Below are 15,870 nucleotides of genomic sequence, written 5' to 3'. Positions count from 1 at the left end.
CGCTCGCCCACCGGGCCCGGCACCTCCTCCACCCACCGCACCAACGAAGTGAGTTCTTCCATGACCGAGTCCACGTACTACACCCCGACCGGCGGGCTGCCGCCGCAGACGACGCTGCTGACCGACCGGGCGATGTTCCGCGAGGCGTACGCGGTGATCCCGCGGGGCACCAACTCCGACATCGTGACCAGCCAGCTCCCGTTCTGGGAGAACACCCGGCTGTGGGTGCTGGCCCGGCCGCTGTCGGGATTCGCGACGACGTTCTCGCAGTACATGATGGAACTGTCCCCCGGCGGCGGCAGCGACCGGCCGGAGAGCGACCCCGGGGCCGAGTCGGTCCTGTTCGTCACCGCGGGAGCGCTGCACCTCGTCATCGAGGGCGCCGAGCACGTGCTGCACGCCGGTGGCTACGCCTACGTCCCGCCGGGCGCGGACTGGTCGGCGCGCAACCGCAGCGCCGAGGTCGTCCACTTCCAGTGGATCCGGAAGCGGTACCAGCAGGTCGACGGCGTGGCGCGGCCGGACGCGTTCGTCACCAGCGATGGCGACGTCGAACCCGTGTCGATGCCCGGAACCGACGACCGGTGGCGGACCACCCGCTTCGTCGATCCGACGGACCTCCGGCACGACATGCACGTCAACGTCGTGACGTTCGAACCGGGCGCGGTGATCCCCTTCGCCGAGACCCACGTCATGGAGCACGGGCTCTACGTGCTCGAGGGCAAAGCGGTCTACCGGCTCAACGAGGACTGGGTGGAGGTCCAGGAAGGGGACTTCCTGTGGCTGCGCGCCTTCTGCCCGCAAGCCTGCTACGCGGGCGGGCCCGGGCGCTTCCGGTACCTCCTGTACAAGGACGTCAACCGGCACATGAGCCTCGACCAGCCCTGCTGACCGCGGTCGCGCCCGGCCCGGATCACCGCCTGCGGGCGGTGATCCGGGCCGCCGCGTCTCCCATGGCCGCGAAGATCTCCGTGGCGTCGTCGACCAGCCGTTCCCGCTCGACGTCGAGGACTCCGTCGAGCCACGCCACGAGCAGCTCGCTGAACGCGCCGACCAGCATGAACGACATGATCGCGCCGATCCGCCCGCCCTCGGGGGCCGACCGGTTCCGCCCGGCGGCGTCCGACTCGACGGTCGAGGCGATGCTGAACCCCGTTTCCAGGCGGCGGCGGTTGAGCTTCTCGTTGCCCAGCGCCTCCACGTAGAGGACGCGCGCCCGGCGGTGGTCCTCGTCGACGAACCGGACCGTGGTCTCCACGGTGGCCCGGAGGGCGGCCCGCGCGTCGGCACCGGCCGCCCGGACCGCGGCGCGGACCTCCTCGTGCAGCTCGGCGATGAGCCGATCGTGCAAGGCCACGACCAGGTCGTCGAGGTCGGCGAAGCTCTCGTAGAAGTAGCGGGGGTTCAGCCGGGCCGCCTGGCAGACCGCGCGCACCGACGTCCCGGACCAGCCCTCGGTGCCGAGCAGCTCCAAGGCCGCGTCGAGCAGCAGGGCGCGCCGGGCCGCCACCCGGTCGGCGGCCGGGACGCCCGCCCAGCGGGTCGGTTTCGCGGAATCATCGGGTGTTGGCAACAGGCGTGACCATACCTTACGATCACTCTGGAAACAGACGTTGCCAGATTCGTTCGCACGGTCCCGGTCCCCCGCACGGCTTTCGCCAAGGGAGCGCCATGCCCGAACGCACGGTCAGCCACGGCGGTGTCGCGCTGCACGTCGTGGAGGAAGGCACCGGGCCACCGGTGGTCTTCGCGCACGGATTCCCCGAACTCGCCTACTCCTGGCGGCACCAGCTCCCCGCCGTCGCCGCCGCCGGTTTCCGCGCGGTGGCGCCCGACCAGCGCGGCTACGGCAGGACGTCGCGGCCGGAGCCCGTCACCGACTACGACATCGAGCACCTCACCGGCGACCTCATCGCACTGCTCGACGACCTCGGCGAGCAGCGGGCGGTCTTCGTCGGGCACGACTGGGGGTCGATGGTGGTGTGGCACCTGGCCCTGCTGCACCCCGACCGGGTCGCCGGGGTGTGCGGCATGAGCGTGCCGTTCCAGCCGCGGCCACCGGTGCCCCCGGTATCAGCGATGCGCGCGCGGTTCGCGGGCGAGTTCTTCTACATCCTGCACTTCCAGGAGCCCGGCGTCGCCGATGCCGAGCTCGACGCCGACCCGGGCAGGACGATGCGGCGCCTGCTGTCCGGCACCCGCGTCGACCGGGACGCCCCCGGCGGACTGCTGCCCACCGGCAGCGGGACCGGTTTCCTGGACCGGTTCCCGGAGCCGGACGCGCTGCCGGACTGGCTCGACCAGGCCGAGCTCGACCACTACGTCGCCGAGTTCGGCCGCACCGGGTTCACCGGCGGCCTCAACTGGTACCGCAACCTCGACCGCAACTGGGAGCGCACCCCGCACCTGGCCGGTGCGCGGGTCGAGGTGCCCAGCTTCTTCATCGCCGGGTCCGCCGACCCGGTGGTGGCGATGGGCCGGCCGTCGGCCCAGGAGGAGTGGCTCGCCGACCACCGGGGCAGCGTGCTCGTCGAGGGCGCGGGCCACTGGGTGCAGCAGGAGGCGCCGGACGAGGTCAACGCGGCGCTCCTCGGCTTCCTCGACTCCCTCGACCACGACGAGGAGACGCGATGACCGACCGAGCACCGCTGAACTTCGGCGTCTTCTACGCGCCGTTCCACCCCGTCGGCCAGGACCCCGCGCTCGCGCTGGAGTACGACCTGGAGCGTGTCGAGGCGCTGGACCGCTTCGGCTTCGACGAAGCCTGGTTCGGCGAACACCACTCGGGCGGCTACGAGATCATCGCCTCGCCGGAGATCTTCATCGCCGCCGCGGCACAACGCACCAAGCACCTCAAGCTGGGCACCGGCGTGGTGTCGCTGCCCTACCACCACCCGTGGCTGCTGGCCGACCGGCTCGCGATGCTCGACAACCTCACCCGGGGGCGGCTGATCTTCGGCGCCGGGCCGGGGGCGCTGCCCACCGACGCCCACGTCCTCGGCATCGACCCGGTCGACCAGCGCCGCATGATGGAGGAATCGCTGGAGGCGGTCCTCGCGCTGTTCCGCGGCGAGGAACCGGTCAGCAGGCGCACCGACTGGTTCACGATGAACGAGGCGCACCTGCAGGTCCGGCCGTACACCTGGCCGCACCCGGAAGTGGCGGTGGCGGCGATGGTCTCGCCCTCCGGACCGCGGTTGGCGGGCCGGTACGGCACCTCGCTGCTGTCGCTGTCGATGTCGGCCGCGAGCGAGGGGTTCGCCGCCATCGGCAAGGCCTGGGGCGTGGTGGAGGAGCAGGCCCGGCAGGCCGGGCGACCGGCCCCCGACCGGGCGAGCTGGCGGGTGCTCGGCACCATGCACCTCGCGGAGACCGCCGACCAGGCCATCGAGGACTGCACCTACGGCCTGCCGGAGTTCGCGGACTACTTCGGCGCCGGAGCGGGTTTCGTCCCGCTGGCGCAGGACACCGGGTCCGGCCCGCGGACGCGGCGGGAGTTCGTCGAGGCCTACGCGGACTCCGGCAACGTCGTGATCGGCACCCCGGACGACGCCATCACCTACATCGAGGGCCTGCTGGAGCAGTCCGGCGGCTTCGGCACCTTCCTGCTGCTCGGCCACGACTGGGCATCGCCGGAGCGGACCCTCAACTCCTACCGGTTGTTCGCCCAGCACGTCCTCCCGCACTTCAAGGGCCGGTTGTCCGCCCCGCGCGCCGCCCACCGGTGGGCGGTCGACAAGCGCGAGCAGCTCTTCGGCCGCGCGGGCGAGGCGATCGTGAACGCGGTCACCACGCACCAGCGGGACACCGGCGCGGAGGGCACCTGATGCGCGCGGCCGTGCTCCGGGGCGGCCGGATCGCGGTCCGCCCGGACGTGCCCGACCCGCGCCCCGGGCCGGGGCAGGTGCTCGTCCGGGTCCGCGCCTGCGGGATCTGCGGTTCGGACCTGCACTTCGCCCGCCACGGCGAGCGGATGCTCGCGCTGGGCCGGAAGGTGGAGGGCGCGCCGAGCGGCGCGTCCGATCCCGTCGACCTGGACCGCGACGTGTTCATGGGGCACGAGTTCGCCGCCGAGGTGCTCGAACTGGGTCCCGGGGCGGCGGAGCACACGGCGGTCGGGGCGCTGGTGACCTCGGTGCCCGTGCTCCTGGCCGAGGGCGGCGCCGCGCCGATCGTCTACTCCAACACCGTCCACGGCGGCTACGGCGAGCTGATGCTGCTGTCGGCCCCGCTGCTGCTCGACGTGCCCAACGGGCTGCCCCCGCACCACGCGGCGCTGACCGAGCCGATGGCGGTCGGGTTGCACGCCGTGAACAAGTCCGCGATCCGGCGCGGCGAGGGGGCGGTGGTGCTCGGCTGCGGACCGGTCGGGCTGGCGGTGATCGCGGCCCTGCGCGCCCGGGGCGTCGAGCCGATCGTGGCCACCGACTTCTCCCCCGCGCGCCGGGACCTCGCCGCGGTGCTGGGGGCGGACCGCACCGTCGACCCCCGCGAGGAGACGGCCTGGTCCGCCTGGGCGCGCGAGGACGGGCGGCAGCTCGTGGTCTTCGACGCGATCGGGGTGCCGGGCGTGATCAACGACGTCCTCCGGTCGGCGCCGCGCGGGACGCGGCTGGTCGTGGTCGGCGTCTGCATGGGCACCGACTCGATCGACCCGTACTTCGGCATCACCAAGGAGCTGAGCCTGCAGTTCGTCCTCGGCTACGACGCGGCGGAATTCGAGCGGTCGCTGCGCTCCATCGCCGAGGGCGAGATCGACGTGGCGCCGCTGGTGACGGCGCGCGTTCCGCTCGACCGCATCTCCTGGGCGTTCGACGCCCTGGACGACCCCGACCGGCACTGCAAGATCATCGTGGAGCCCTGATGGCGGACTGGACCGAGATCGCGACCCGACTGGCGGAGGAATTCGCCGAACGCGCGGCCGAAGTGGACCGGAGCGGCCGGTTCCCGGTCGAGAACGTCGAACGCATGCAGGAGGTCGGCTACCTCAACATCGCCGTGCCCGAGGAATTCGGCGGCGGCGGAGCCGATCTCGCCACCGTCGCGGCGTGCCAGGGCATCCTCGCCGGGGGCTGCGCCTCCACCGCGCTGGCGGCGAACATGCACATCTTCGGCCTCGGCTCCGCCGCCGAGAGCTGGTCCGCCGGTGACCGCGGCGCCGAGCCGCTGTTCCGGATGGTCGCCGAACGCACGATCGTCGGCGGCAGCCTGACCGACGCGGCCACCGGCCTGAACGTGCGGACCTCCTCGACCCCGGCGGAGCGGGTCGACGGCGGCTACTCCATCAGCGGGCGCAAGTCGTTCTGCTCGCTGGCGCCGGTCCTCGGGTTCTTCTGGGGGACCGCGGCCGACACCGCGACCGGCGAGCTGCTCCTGTTCGGACTGCCGCGCGACACCCCGGGCCTGGAGTTCGTCGACACCTGGGACACGATGGCGATGCGCGGCACCGGCTCCTGGGACGTGCGCTTCGACGACGTGTTCGTCCCCGACGCCGCCGTCCAGCGCGGTGCGGCTCCGGGCGACGCCCTGGTCTGGGACGTCGAGCGGGAACGCGGGTTCGCCTGGTTCGCCATCACCGTCGCGTCCATCTACCTGGGCGTGGCCCGCGCGGCGGCCCGCTTCGCCTACCACCACGTCACCAGCCGCACCGTCACCGGTGCCTCGCTGCCGATGGCGCGCCAGCCGGCCCAGGTCTTCAACGCCGCGGAGGTCGAGCTGCTGCTGCGCCCCGCCGAGGCGCTGGTCAGCGACGGGCTCCGCCGCCGCGCCGAATCCGGTCCGCTCAGCCCGGCCGACCTCAACACCCTCAAGTACGCGGCGGTGAACGCGGCCGACGACGCCGTCGACCGGTGCGTGCGGATGACCGGCGGGCACGGGATCTTCCGGAAGCTGCCGCTGGAGCGCTACTACCGGGACGTGCGCGCGGGCCAGTTCCACCCGCCGAACAACGACGTCGCGCTGGAGACGATCGGCAAGTCCGCGCTGGACATCGACCCGCTCGCCGAACCGCGCTGGCCCGCCGACTGAGGGGTCTTTTCAGAATGCGGCGGAAGCCGCATGCGGTGCGGCCGTCAGCTCGCACCGAGGCGGGTTCTCAGCGGTCTTCTCGCGAGGACAGCCGTGACGCCGTGTACGTCGTTGGAACATCAGGAACGGCTCCCGGAGCGAGGGGACCGCTGAGGTTCCGCCACCCGCACCGCCACGCACATCATTCTGAAAGCGGTCCTGAGGCGACCGGACCCGTCGGCGGGGCGCGACCGCGCCTCGCCGACGCACCGGTGCTACCGGTCCGCCACGTCGGTCAGCGCGGTGTCGAGGATCTCCAGCCCGCGGTCGATCTCCGCCTCGGTCGCGGTCAGCGGCGGAGCGATGCGGAACGTCCCGCCCATGCCGGGCAGCTGCACGATGTTCATGTGCAGCCCGAGCTCGGCGCAGCGCCCGGTGACGGCGGCACCGAGCTTGTCGGCGTCGCCGCCCGGACCGTCGACCAGTTCCAGGCCGACCAGCAGTCCGCGACCGCGGACGTCGCCGATCGCCGGGTGCCGCCCGGCGAGTTCGCCGAGCCCGCCCCGCAGCCGCTCGCCGAGCTCGCGGGCGCGCACGTCGAGGCGGTCGCGGGCCAGCACGTCCAGCACGGTGCCGCCGACGGCGGCGGGCAGCGGGTCGTTGACGTGCGTGGTGAAGAACAGGAACCCGCGGTCGTGGGCTTCCCGCTCGATCTCGGCACTGGTCACCACGGCGGCGAGGGGCAGACCGGCACCGAGGGTCTTGGACAGGGTGAGGATGTCCGGGACGACGCCGTCGCGCTCGAACGCGTACCAGTCCCCGGTGCGGCACAGCCCGGTCTGGGCCTCGTCCAGGATCAGCAGCATCCCGCGCTCGTGGCACTTGTCCCGCAGCGCGGCCAGGTAGCCCGGCGGGAGGTCGACGACACCGCCGGAGCTCAGCACGGGCTCGACCAGGCAGGCCGCGAGGCTGCCGACCGACTGCGCGTCGATCAGGTCGAAGCCGAGGTCGAGCTGGCGGCGCCAGTCCAGGTTCCCGTCGGCGTCGACGATGTCGGGCCGGAACCGGTCCGGGACCGGCAGGGCGAAGTTGCCGGGTGCGGCGGGCCCGTACCCGACCCGCCCGGCGCTGTAGGTGGCGCTCGCGGCGGCCTGGGTCATCCCGTGCCAGGACCGGGCGAACGAGACGACCTCGTGCCGACCGGTGACGAGCTTGGCCATCCGCAGCGCGGCCTCGTTCGCCTCGGCGCCGGTGGTCAGGAACAGCGACTTCTCCAGCGGTTCCGGCATCGTCCCCGCCAGCCGCCGCGCCAGGTCGAGGACCGGGCGGCTCAGCATGCCGCTGTAGAGGTGGTCGAGCCTGTCGATCTGCGCCCGGACGGTCGCGACGATCTCCGGGTGCGAGTGGCCGAGGATCGCGCTCATCTGCCCGGAGGTGAAGTCCAGGAGCTCGCGTCCGTCCTCGGTGAACACGGTGCTGCCCTCGGCGCGGTCGATGATCCCGGGGCTGAAGGCGCCGCGTCCGGAGTAGCGGACCAGGCGGCGTTCGGGGGCGGTGTCGTCCAGCATGCCCCGACGCTACGAACGGACACCGCCGCGCGTCCACCGCCGGTCCCTCAGGGCAGTGCGATGGGGAAGGCCCGCGCGGGGTCCTCCAGCAGCCCGAGCAGCGTGGTCAGCGCCGCGGCGTCACCCTCGACGGTCACCTCGCCGGCCGCGATCGCATCCGGGAAGGTCGTCCCTCCGGACAGGACCCGGTCGAACGCCGCGCGGTCGAGCCGCAGCACCGCGTCCGGCCGCTCCCCGCCGACGGCCTCCCCGCGCATCGGCGTGAGCACGCCGTTGGCCAGCAGCAGCGTCCACACCTCCGCCGGCTCGGTGAACTCCCAGCGCAGCAGCACGCGGTGCGCGGCGGCGGCGGGCCCGTCCAGGCGCACCGCCCAGGTCTGGAACAGCTGCCGGGTGGACAACGCCGGGACCATCGCCTGGTTGACCCCGCCCGTGGTGGTGCGCCGCTCCTCGGCGGGCCGGCGCAGCTCCCACGCACCGGAGAGGTAGAAGTTGCGCCAGGTCCCGTTCTCCGACCCGTACCCGAGCCGCTCGAAGGTCGCGGCCTGCAACCGCCTGGCCCCGGCGTGGTCGGGTTCGGCGAACAGCACGTGGCCGAGCACCTCCGCGACCCACCTCAGGTCACCGGCCTCGAAGGAGTCCTCGGCCTTCGCCACCACCCGGTCCGCACCTCCCATGAAGTCCACGTACCGCTGCGCCGACTCCGCGGGCGGGAGCTGCCACAGGTGGGCCGGGTTGCCGTCGAACCACCCCATGTAGCGCTGGTAGACGGCCTTGCTGTTGTGGCTCAGCGAGCCGTAGTAGCCGCCCACGTGCCGCGCGGCCAGCGACGGCGGGAACTCCCGCAGCTCCTCGGCGATCTCCGCACCGGTCAGGCCGCGGTTCATCAACCGCACCGTCTGGTCGTGCAGGTAGGCGTAGGCGTCGCGCTGCTCGGACAGGAACCTGGTCAGCTCCGCACGACCCCAGGTCGGCCAGTGGTGCGACCCCACCAGCACCTCCGCCCGGTCGGCGAAGAGCTGGAGGGTCTCGGTCAGGTAGTCGGCCCACGCCCGCGCGTCCCGGACCTCGGCGCCGCGCAACGTCAGCACGTTGTGCAAGGTGTGGCTGGCGTTCTCGGCCACCAGCAGCACCCGCGGGTCCGGCAGCAGGAAGTTCATCTCGCTCGGGGCCTCGGTCCCGGGGGTGAGCTGGAAGACCATCCGGACCCCGTCGACCACCAGCTCCGCACCGGTCCGCTCGACCACCTCGGTCGGCGCGATCAGCCCGACCCGACCGGTCGAGGTCGCCTGGCCGAGACCGAAACCGATCGCGCCCTCCGGCCCCGCCGCCAGGTGGCGCCCGTACATGTAGCGCGCCCGGGCCAGCATCGCCGGCCCGGCGACGACGTTCTCGCTGACCGCGTGCTCCATGAAGCCCGCCGGCGCGATCACCGGGATCCCGCCCGCGGCGACCTCGGCGGCGTCCACCACCCCGCCCACCCCGCCGAAGTGGTCGGTGTGGCTGTGGGTGTAGACGACCCCGGTCACCGGCCGCTCCCCGCGGTGCTCGCGGTAGAGCGCCAGACCGGCGGCGGCGCACTCCTCGCTGATCAGCGGATCGACGACCACGACCCCCCGCTGCCCTTCCACCAGGGTCATGTTGGAGATGTCGAACCCGCGGACCTGGTAGACACCCGGCACCACCTCGAAGAGCCCGTCCACCGCGTTGAGCCGGCTCTGCCGCCACAAGCTCGGGTTCGCGGTCTCCGGGCACTCCTGCTCCAGGAACGACCACCGCTCGTTGTCCCACACCACGCGTCCGTCGGCGTTGCGGACGATCGTGGGCTCGGCCCGCCCGAGGCGGCCCCGAACGGCATCGCGCGCCTCGGCGGAATCATCCCGGATCGGCTCGGAATTCGCGGACATGCGGGTTACCTCCCGGATCACGCCATTGTCCGGTCACCTGTAATGCCTTTGATTTACACAGTATGGTTCTTGAATTAAACCCACAAGCCCCATCGTCGGCGATGGGCAGGACCGGAGCCGAGGCGCGACATGGACGGCAGGACCCGACGGGAACCCGGCACGCGCGAGCAGCTGATCATCGCCGCCGAGCGGCTCTTCGCCCTGCAGGGCATCCGCGAGGTGTCGCTGCGCGAGATCGGCGCCGCCGCGGGTCAGCGCAACACCTCCGCCGCCCAGTACCACTTCGGCGACAAGGCGGCGCTGATCGAAGCCATCTTCGACCACCGCATGAGCACGATCAACGAGCGGCGCATGCGCCACCTCGCCACGATGCGCGTCGACGGGCGCGGCGGCGAACTCCGGCCGCTGATCGAAGCCTTCCTGGTCCCGCTCGCCGAAAGCGTCACCGGACCCGAGAGCTACTACGCCCGCTTCCTGGCGCAGTTCTCCGCCGATCCGCGCTACCGGACGTCCTTCGACTGGGAAACCGCCGAAAGCCTGCGGCTGGTGTGGAGCGGCTTCCGCCGCTGCCTGTCGCACCTGCCGGAGCCGACCGTGCGGGCGCGCCTGCGCATGCTCGAACACCTCGTGCTGCACACCATCGCCGACCACGAGCGCGCCGCGGAACCGGGCGGCGGCGAGCACCCCGGACCGTGGGTGGCCGAGCTCGCCGACGCCGCCGAAGGGCTGCTCACCGCCCCGGTCACCGGGTAGCGCGGGCGGCCCCGGTGACCGGGGTGCCGGAGTCCGCTCAGACGTCCTCGGCGAGCAGCTCGTCGAGCTTGTCGAAGCCCTCCTTGACGCCGACGTCCATGCCGCTGGCCAGCATTCCGTCGCGGGCCTCGAAATCCGGCACCACGCTCAGCACCTGCAGCCGGGTGCGCCCGCCCGCGAGCTCCTCGAAGGTCAGCGTCTCCAGCGCGACCCCGTCGGGTTCGCCTTCGTAGGTGAAGGTCCACACGATCCGCTCGTGCGGTCGCACCTCGTGGAAGCTGCCGTAGAAGGAGGCGATCTCCTCGCCGTCGCGGTCGTTGGCGAAGGCCCACGCGCCCCCCGTGCGGGCTTCCCACCTGGTGATCCTGGTGCTCAGCGAGCGCGGCCCGATCCACCGCGCGTAGAGCTCGGGGTCGACGTGGGCCCGGAACACCCGTTCGGGAGCCGCGTCGAACTCCCGGATGATCCGGATGGTCGGCAGCTTCTCGTCCGCCACGATCTCGGTCTCGTGCTGGGTCGTCATGATGCGTCCTCCGCTCGCGTGCCGTCCTCGTCGTCGACCATCCGGTCCAGCAGAGCATCGAGGCGCTGGTAGCGCTCCTCGACCTCCCCGCGGTAGCGCTCGATCCACTTCGCCATCAGGTCGAACACCTCGGCGTCCAGGTGGACCGGCCGGCGCTGGGCGTCCTTGCTGCGGGTCACCAGTCCGGCCTCCGCCAGCACCTTCACGTGCTTGGAGACCGCTTGCAGGCTCATGTCGTACGGCTCCGCCAGCTCGCCCACGGTCGCGTCCGCCCCGGCCAGCCGGGCCACCAGGTCGCGCCGGGTCCGGTCGGCCAGTGCCGCGAACGCCCGGTCGAGCCGTTCCGCGTCCTCGTCCACCAGTCTTCCTCAACTCCTCGGTTGATTACGACGGTAGGACGCCGACCGGCATTCGTCAACCGAGTGGTTGAGAAGCTGACGGGTCAGCTCCCGGGCCGCCGCCCGCGGGGACGCAGCACGTAGGCGTGGGAATAGGGCCGGTCCGCGGGCAACCGGTACTGCTCGCGAGGCCGTCCGGAGGAGACGAAGCTGTTGTCCCCGACACCCATCTGGCGGTGGTTGAGCTGCAACCTCGTGGCCACCCGGGTCAGCTCGTACGGGTGCCGGCAGGCCTCCAGGTCCTCGGTCGTGACGTGCAGGGCGCTGACCTCCATGAGCCCGTCGGCCTCGGCTTCGAGCCCGACGTCCGCCGCGCCGGTGAGCCGCACCCAGCGCACGTCGGTGAGGTTGCCGGTCTCCTGGCACTGCACGTACGGCACGAACCGGTCGTCGACGGTGCTCCGGTACCGGCCGACGAACGCGCTGTCCTTGCGGTCCCAGTAGTTCTCGTGCGGCCCGCGCCCGTACCACGACAGGTCCTCCAGGCCGTCGGCCACGGTCATCCGGGTGCCGACCAGCGGGAGGTCGGCGACCCCGGGCCCCGGAGCGAGCGTGGCGAGCACTTCGACGGAACCGTCCGGGGCGACGGTGAACGCCATGTCGTGCCGCGACGGGCTCGGTGCCGTCGGCAGGGCGGCGCGGACGTCGACGCGCACCCGCCCGTCCTCGGTGCGCGTGATCGTCGCGGACTCGACCCGCCGGTTCGCGGCGGCGTCGCGCCACGTGGTGAGCTCCGCGGCGTACCCGCTGCCCTTGTCGTTGTCGGTGGGCGCTCGCCAGAAGTGCGGCACGGGGCCGTCGCGGAACAGTTCGGTCCCCCGGTACCGGTACGAGGCGATCGTGCCGCGGACCTTGTCGAAGTCGATGCGCAGTCCCGCCCCGCTGATCCGCGCCCGCTCGGCCGTCTCGTCGACCCGCAGCGGCGGCCCTGGAATTTTCGGCCCTGGAACTTCCGGGCCTGGCACGACCGGCCGCGGGCCCGACCGGGGCAGGGCGAACTGCTCGGCGGCCACGACGTGCCCGGCCGGGGCCCACCGCGTCGCCTCCGCGAGCGCGAACGTCACGGTGAGGTGGTGCTCGGCGCCCGGAGCGGGTTCGGGTTCCCGGAACGGCACGTCGACGACCTGCCGCCGACCGGGTGGCACCTCCAGGCGCGGCAGCACGCCCCGCTGGACCACGACGCCGTTCTCCGCCACCTCCCACCGCGCCTCGAAGGTGTTCAGGTCGGTGAAGAAGTGGCCGTTGACGACCTCCAGCCGCCCGCGGCGCAGGTCGTCGGCGATCACCTGGACGTTCTGGTGGACCTTCTTGACCTCCCACAGCTCCGGCTCGCACTCCCGGTCGCCGGAGACGAGCCCGTCGGCGCAGAAGTTGTCGTCGTTGGGGTAGCCCTCCTGCCAGTCGCCGCCGTAGGACAGGTAGGTCCCCGACGAGCCCGGGATGGGCCACCGCACGGTCTGGTCCACCCAGTCCCAGATGAACGCGATCTGGGCGTTGGGGTGCTCGGCCAGCGTCCGCCAGTAGGCCGCGAAGCCGCCCTGGCTGTTGCCCATGGCGTGCGCGTACTCGGTGACCACGAACGGCTGGCCCTGCGCCGCGGCCTTCGGGGCGTAGGTGTCGATCTGCTCGGGGCCGCCGTAGCACTGGACGCCGTACACGTCGACGAGGTGGTTGTCGATCTCGCCCGTGGTGTAGTCCAGCGCGTAGTAGTGCACCGGGCGCGTCGGGTCGTGCTCGTGGGTCCATTCCGTCATGGCCCGGAAGTTCTCGCCGGACCCCGCCTCGTTGCCCAGCGACCACAGGACGACCGAGGGGTGGTTCTTGTCCCGCTCGACCATGGCGCGCATCCGGTCCACGCACGCCGCCCGCCACTCCGGGTGCTCGCCGGGGAAGTTCCGGCTGGTGGCCAGGCCGTGGGTTTCCAGGTTGGCCTCGTCCATCACGTAGAGCCCGTACTCGTCGCACAGCTCCAGCCAGCGGGGGTGGTTCGGGTAGTGCGAGGTGCGCACCGCGTTGATGTTGAAGCGCTTCATCAGGGTGATGTCCTGGACCATGCGCGCCTCGTCGAGGGCCTGCCCCCGGTCGGGGTCGGTCTCGCACCGGTTGGTGCCCTTGAGCAGCACCGGCTCGCCGTTGACGAGGAACCGGGCGTCCCGGATCTCGACCGCGCGGAAACCCACCCGGACGCGCTCGGCCTCGAGGACCGACCCGGTCCCGTCGACCAGCGACAGCACGAGGGTGTACAGGTTCGGCGCCTCGGCCGACCACTTGAGCGGGTCGGCGACGGGCACCTCCTCCTCGACGGAGACCTCCTGGCCGGCGCCGACGTCGACGGCCATCGTGACCGGGCGGGACCACACGGGCCGGTCGTCGGCGTCGTGCAGCATCGCTTCGACCGCGTGCGGCCCCGACGGCCGCCCCGCCGCGTTGGACACCGCGATCCGCAGGCCCAGCACGGCGTCGCGGTACTCCGCGTCGAGATCGGTGCGCAGCCGGACGTCGCGCAGGTGCAGCTCCGGCGTGGCGTACAGGAAGACCTCGCGGAAGATCCCCGAGAGGTCGATCATGTCCTGGCACTCCAGCCAGCTCCCGTCCGACCACTGGTAGACCTCGACGGCCACGGTGTTCGCGCCGGGGCGCACGTGCTCGGTGATGTCGAAGTCCGCGGCGGTGAAGCTGTCCTCGCTGTAGCCCACCTTGCGCCCGTTGACCCAGACGTAGAACGCCGACTTCACGCCCTGGAACGACATCAGCACGCGCCTGCCGCGCCACCCGTCGGGCAGCTCGAAGTCGCGGCGGTACGAACCGACGGGGTTGACCCGGGTCGGGGCCCGCGGGACCTCCGGCTGCTCGTAACCGACCCACGGGTACTTCTGGTTCAGGTAGATCGGGTGCCCGTAGCCCTGCAGTTCCCAGTTCGAGGGGACCTCGATGGTGTCCCACCCGCTGACGTCGACGTCCTCGCGGTAGAAGTCCGCGGGCCGCGCGTCGGGATCGGGGGACCAGCGGAACCGCCACCGCCCGTCCAGCGAGCGGAAGTACGGCGAGGCGGACCGCTCGCCCCGCAACGCGGCTGCCGGGTCGGCGTAGGGCGTCAGCGGCGCGCGGGCGGGTTCGCGGTTGATCTCGAAGATCTCCGGGGCGGCGTTCCACTCCTTCCCGAACTCCGCCGCGAAGGCCGCCTTCTGGTCGGCGAAGGCCTGCCAGCCCGCCAGGGCGCCCAGACCCAGGCCACCCAGGCCCAGGCCACCGGCGCGCAGGAAGCCCCGTCGCGTGAAACCCCCGGTCATGATGTCTCCCTCCGGAACTCGTCCCGGCCGCTGTCCGCTGTGGACCGGCTCGGCCAGCGGGCTCCGTTCTCCCAGTAGGTGCTGATGCTCTCCAGCGAACGGCCCTTGGTCTCCGGCGCGAACCGGAGGACGAACAACCACGAGAACGCCGCCAGCGCGAGGAAGATCGCGAAGGTCGCCGCGCCCCCGATGCCCTCCATCAGCGGGAGGAAGAGCTGGGCGACGATCAGGTTCGCGACCAGGTTGGACGCCAGCAGCAGCGAGGCGCCGAAGGAGCGCAACCGGGCGGGGAAGCTCTCCGAGGCGAACACCCACACCATCGAACCGAACCCGAAGTTGAACCCGGCCGTGAACAGCAGGATCGCCACGAAGCCCCAGAAGGAGCCGCCGAGCGACCCGGTGGCGAACACCGCGATCATCATGGCGCTGGCGAGCATCATCGTGGTGATGCCGCCGAGCAGCAGCGGCCGGCGGCCGAGCCGGTCCACCGCGATCAGCGACCCGACCGTGGCCACCAGCGCCGCCGCCTGCACGACGGCGGGCAGGCCGAGGATGGCCGCGTAGCCCTCGAAGCCCATCTCCTGGAAGATGATCGGGCTGTAGTAGGTGATCGCGTTGATCCCGGTGATCTGCACGAGGAATCCCATGGCCAGGACGAACATCGTGGCGATCGAGTACGGCTTGCGGAACATCTCGGCGAGGTTGCCGCCCCGCTCGGCGGCCATGTCGGCGCTGATCTCGGCGAGCTTGCGGTCCGCGTCGGCAGCCGGGTCGACGAGCCGCAGCGTGGCCCGCGCTTCCTCCCGGCGTCCCCGCATCAGGTACCAGCGGGGCGTGTCGGGCAACCGGACGACCAGGAACAGGATCAGCACCGACGGCACGGCCGACAGGCCCAGCATGAGCCGCCAGTTGCCGGAGTCGGCCAGGGCCCAGTCCACGAGGTAGGCCAGCAGGATGCCGCTCACGGTGGCGACCTGGTAGCCGACCACCAGGGCACCGCGGATGGCCGTCGGCGCCGACTCGGCCAGGTAGATCGGGGTCACCACCAGCGACAGCCCGATGCTGACGCCGAGGAAGAACCGGGAGATGTCGAGCCAGAGGACGTCGGTGGTCAGGCTCGACCACACGGAGAACACGGCGTACCCCAGCACGACCAGCACCAACGACTTCTGGCGGCCGATGACCGTGGCCAGCTTGCCCGCGATCAGGGCGCCGACGATGTTGCCGGCCACCAGGACCGTGGTGACGCTGCCCTGCAGCAGCGGGGAGAGTTCCATCTCCTCGGTGATGAACAGCAGCGCACCGGAGATGTTGCCGATGTCGTAGCCGTAGACGACACCGAGCGTGGCCGCCGCGACGGCGATCTTCCAGCCCGTCGACGAAGTGGCACGACCGGTGGAGGTGTGTCCGGACATGGATCCGCTT

13 protein-coding genes are annotated in these 15,870 nt (G+C 72.0%); 6 read left to right on the top strand and 7 right to left on the bottom strand.

Translation table 11 applies throughout. The features are described 5' to 3' along the window. Positions 1-60: 60 nt before the first annotated feature. A complete protein-coding gene (locus ABD976_RS15550) occupies positions 61-891 on the top strand; it encodes a bifunctional allantoicase/(S)-ureidoglycine aminohydrolase (RefSeq protein ID WP_345363651.1) in 831 nt (276 codons plus the stop codon). 22 nt (positions 892-913) lie between these two features. Here the strand turns inward: ABD976_RS15550 and ABD976_RS15545 are convergent, their stop codons facing one another. Beyond that, positions 914-1,573, bottom strand: coding sequence for a TetR/AcrR family transcriptional regulator (locus ABD976_RS15545; RefSeq protein ID WP_345363649.1), 660 nt, complete (start codon positions 1,571-1,573; stop codon positions 914-916). Between the two features lie 98 nt (positions 1,574-1,671). Between ABD976_RS15545 and ABD976_RS15540 the strand changes: the two genes are divergently transcribed. The 4 genes from ABD976_RS15540 to ABD976_RS15525 are packed head-to-tail and all read left to right on the top strand — an operon-like array spanning position 1,672 to position 6,027. Next, positions 1,672-2,634 carry an alpha/beta fold hydrolase gene (locus ABD976_RS15540; protein ID WP_345363647.1) on the top strand — a complete coding sequence of 321 codons (963 nt, stop codon included), beginning with the start codon at positions 1,672-1,674 and terminating at the stop codon, positions 2,632-2,634. Next, positions 2,631-3,827 carry an LLM class flavin-dependent oxidoreductase gene (locus ABD976_RS15535; RefSeq protein ID WP_345363645.1) on the top strand — a complete coding sequence of 399 codons (1,197 nt, stop codon included), beginning with the start codon at positions 2,631-2,633 and terminating at the stop codon, positions 3,825-3,827. The genes ABD976_RS15540 and ABD976_RS15535 overlap by 4 nt, the downstream gene beginning before the upstream one ends. Then, positions 3,827-4,864: a zinc-binding dehydrogenase gene (locus tag ABD976_RS15530; RefSeq protein WP_345363643.1), complete on the top strand. Its 1,038-nt coding sequence runs from the start codon at positions 3,827-3,829 to the stop codon at positions 4,862-4,864. The genes ABD976_RS15535 and ABD976_RS15530 overlap by 1 nt, the downstream gene beginning before the upstream one ends. Further along, entirely contained in the window at positions 4,864-6,027 is a 1,164-nt protein-coding gene (locus ABD976_RS15525; protein ID WP_345363641.1) for an acyl-CoA dehydrogenase family protein, read from the top strand. Before ABD976_RS15530 ends, ABD976_RS15525 begins: the two co-directional genes overlap by 1 nt. A gap of 254 nt (positions 6,028-6,281) precedes the next feature. Here the strand turns inward: ABD976_RS15525 and ABD976_RS15520 are convergent, their stop codons facing one another. Continuing rightward, complete coding sequence (locus tag ABD976_RS15520) at positions 6,282-7,574, bottom strand: aspartate aminotransferase family protein (RefSeq protein WP_345363639.1); 1,293 nt, start codon at positions 7,572-7,574, stop codon at positions 6,282-6,284. Positions 7,575-7,621: 47 nt separating this feature from the next. Then, a complete protein-coding gene (locus ABD976_RS15515; RefSeq protein ID WP_345363637.1) occupies positions 7,622-9,481 on the bottom strand; it encodes an alkyl/aryl-sulfatase in 1,860 nt (619 codons plus the stop codon). Positions 9,482-9,610: 129 nt separating this feature from the next. Between ABD976_RS15515 and ABD976_RS15510 the strand changes: the two genes are divergently transcribed. Next, the gene (locus ABD976_RS15510) at positions 9,611-10,234 is read left to right on the top strand and encodes a TetR/AcrR family transcriptional regulator (RefSeq protein WP_345363635.1); all 624 of its coding nucleotides are present in this window, start codon (positions 9,611-9,613) and stop codon (positions 10,232-10,234) included. A gap of 37 nt (positions 10,235-10,271) precedes the next feature. On the opposite strand, the gene ABD976_RS15505 is transcribed toward ABD976_RS15510, so the two are convergent. The 4 genes from ABD976_RS15505 to ABD976_RS15490 all read right to left on the bottom strand — a co-directional run bounded on the left by ABD976_RS15505 (position 10,272) and on the right by ABD976_RS15490 (position 15,860). Then, entirely contained in the window at positions 10,272-10,757 is a 486-nt protein-coding gene (locus ABD976_RS15505; protein ID WP_369774631.1) for an SRPBCC family protein, read from the bottom strand. Then, positions 10,754-11,116, bottom strand: a complete 363-nt coding sequence (locus ABD976_RS15500) for an ArsR/SmtB family transcription factor (protein WP_345363633.1) — start codon at positions 11,114-11,116, stop codon at positions 10,754-10,756. Before ABD976_RS15500 ends, ABD976_RS15505 begins: the two co-directional genes overlap by 4 nt. A gap of 83 nt (positions 11,117-11,199) precedes the next feature. After that, positions 11,200-14,445: a beta-galactosidase, LacZ type gene (gene lacZ / locus ABD976_RS15495; RefSeq protein WP_345363630.1), complete on the bottom strand. Its 3,246-nt coding sequence runs from the start codon at positions 14,443-14,445 to the stop codon at positions 11,200-11,202. Then, positions 14,442-15,860 carry a sugar porter family MFS transporter gene (locus ABD976_RS15490; protein WP_345363628.1) on the bottom strand — a complete coding sequence of 473 codons (1,419 nt, stop codon included), beginning with the start codon at positions 15,858-15,860 and terminating at the stop codon, positions 14,442-14,444. Before ABD976_RS15490 ends, lacZ begins: the two co-directional genes overlap by 4 nt. Positions 15,861-15,870: the final 10 nt, after the last annotated feature.

Source organism: Saccharopolyspora cebuensis (assembly GCF_039542665.1).
In the GTDB taxonomy this organism is placed as follows: Bacteria; Actinomycetota; Actinomycetes; order Mycobacteriales; family Pseudonocardiaceae; genus Saccharopolyspora; species Saccharopolyspora cebuensis.
This window is presented reverse-complemented; position numbering and strand designations above follow the sequence as displayed.

What these genes read in the sequence shown, in the direction of transcription:
- ABD976_RS15530 (WP_345363643.1), top strand. Translation starts at nt 3,827, where the DNA reads ATGCGCGCGGCCGTGCTCCGGGGCGGCCGGATCGCGGTCCGCCCGGAC.
- ABD976_RS15510 (WP_345363635.1), top strand. Translation starts at nt 9,611, where the DNA reads ATGGACGGCAGGACCCGACGGGAACCCGGCACGCGCGAGCAGCTGATC.
- ABD976_RS15535 (WP_345363645.1), top strand. Translation starts at nt 2,631, where the DNA reads ATGACCGACCGAGCACCGCTGAACTTCGGCGTCTTCTACGCGCCGTTC.
- ABD976_RS15505 (WP_369774631.1), bottom strand. Translation starts at nt 10,757, where the DNA reads ATGACGACCCAGCACGAGACCGAGATCGTGGCGGACGAGAAGCTGCCG.
- ABD976_RS15525 (WP_345363641.1), top strand. Translation starts at nt 4,864, where the DNA reads ATGGCGGACTGGACCGAGATCGCGACCCGACTGGCGGAGGAATTCGCC.
- ABD976_RS15515 (WP_345363637.1), bottom strand. Translation starts at nt 9,481, where the DNA reads ATGTCCGCGAATTCCGAGCCGATCCGGGATGATTCCGCCGAGGCGCGC.
- lacZ (WP_345363630.1), bottom strand. Translation starts at nt 14,445, where the DNA reads ATGACCGGGGGTTTCACGCGACGGGGCTTCCTGCGCGCCGGTGGCCTG.
- ABD976_RS15550 (WP_345363651.1), top strand. Translation starts at nt 61, where the DNA reads ATGACCGAGTCCACGTACTACACCCCGACCGGCGGGCTGCCGCCGCAG.
- ABD976_RS15540 (WP_345363647.1), top strand. Translation starts at nt 1,672, where the DNA reads ATGCCCGAACGCACGGTCAGCCACGGCGGTGTCGCGCTGCACGTCGTG.
- ABD976_RS15520 (WP_345363639.1), bottom strand. Translation starts at nt 7,574, where the DNA reads ATGCTGGACGACACCGCCCCCGAACGCCGCCTGGTCCGCTACTCCGGA.
- ABD976_RS15490 (WP_345363628.1), bottom strand. Translation starts at nt 15,860, where the DNA reads ATGTCCGGACACACCTCCACCGGTCGTGCCACTTCGTCGACGGGCTGG.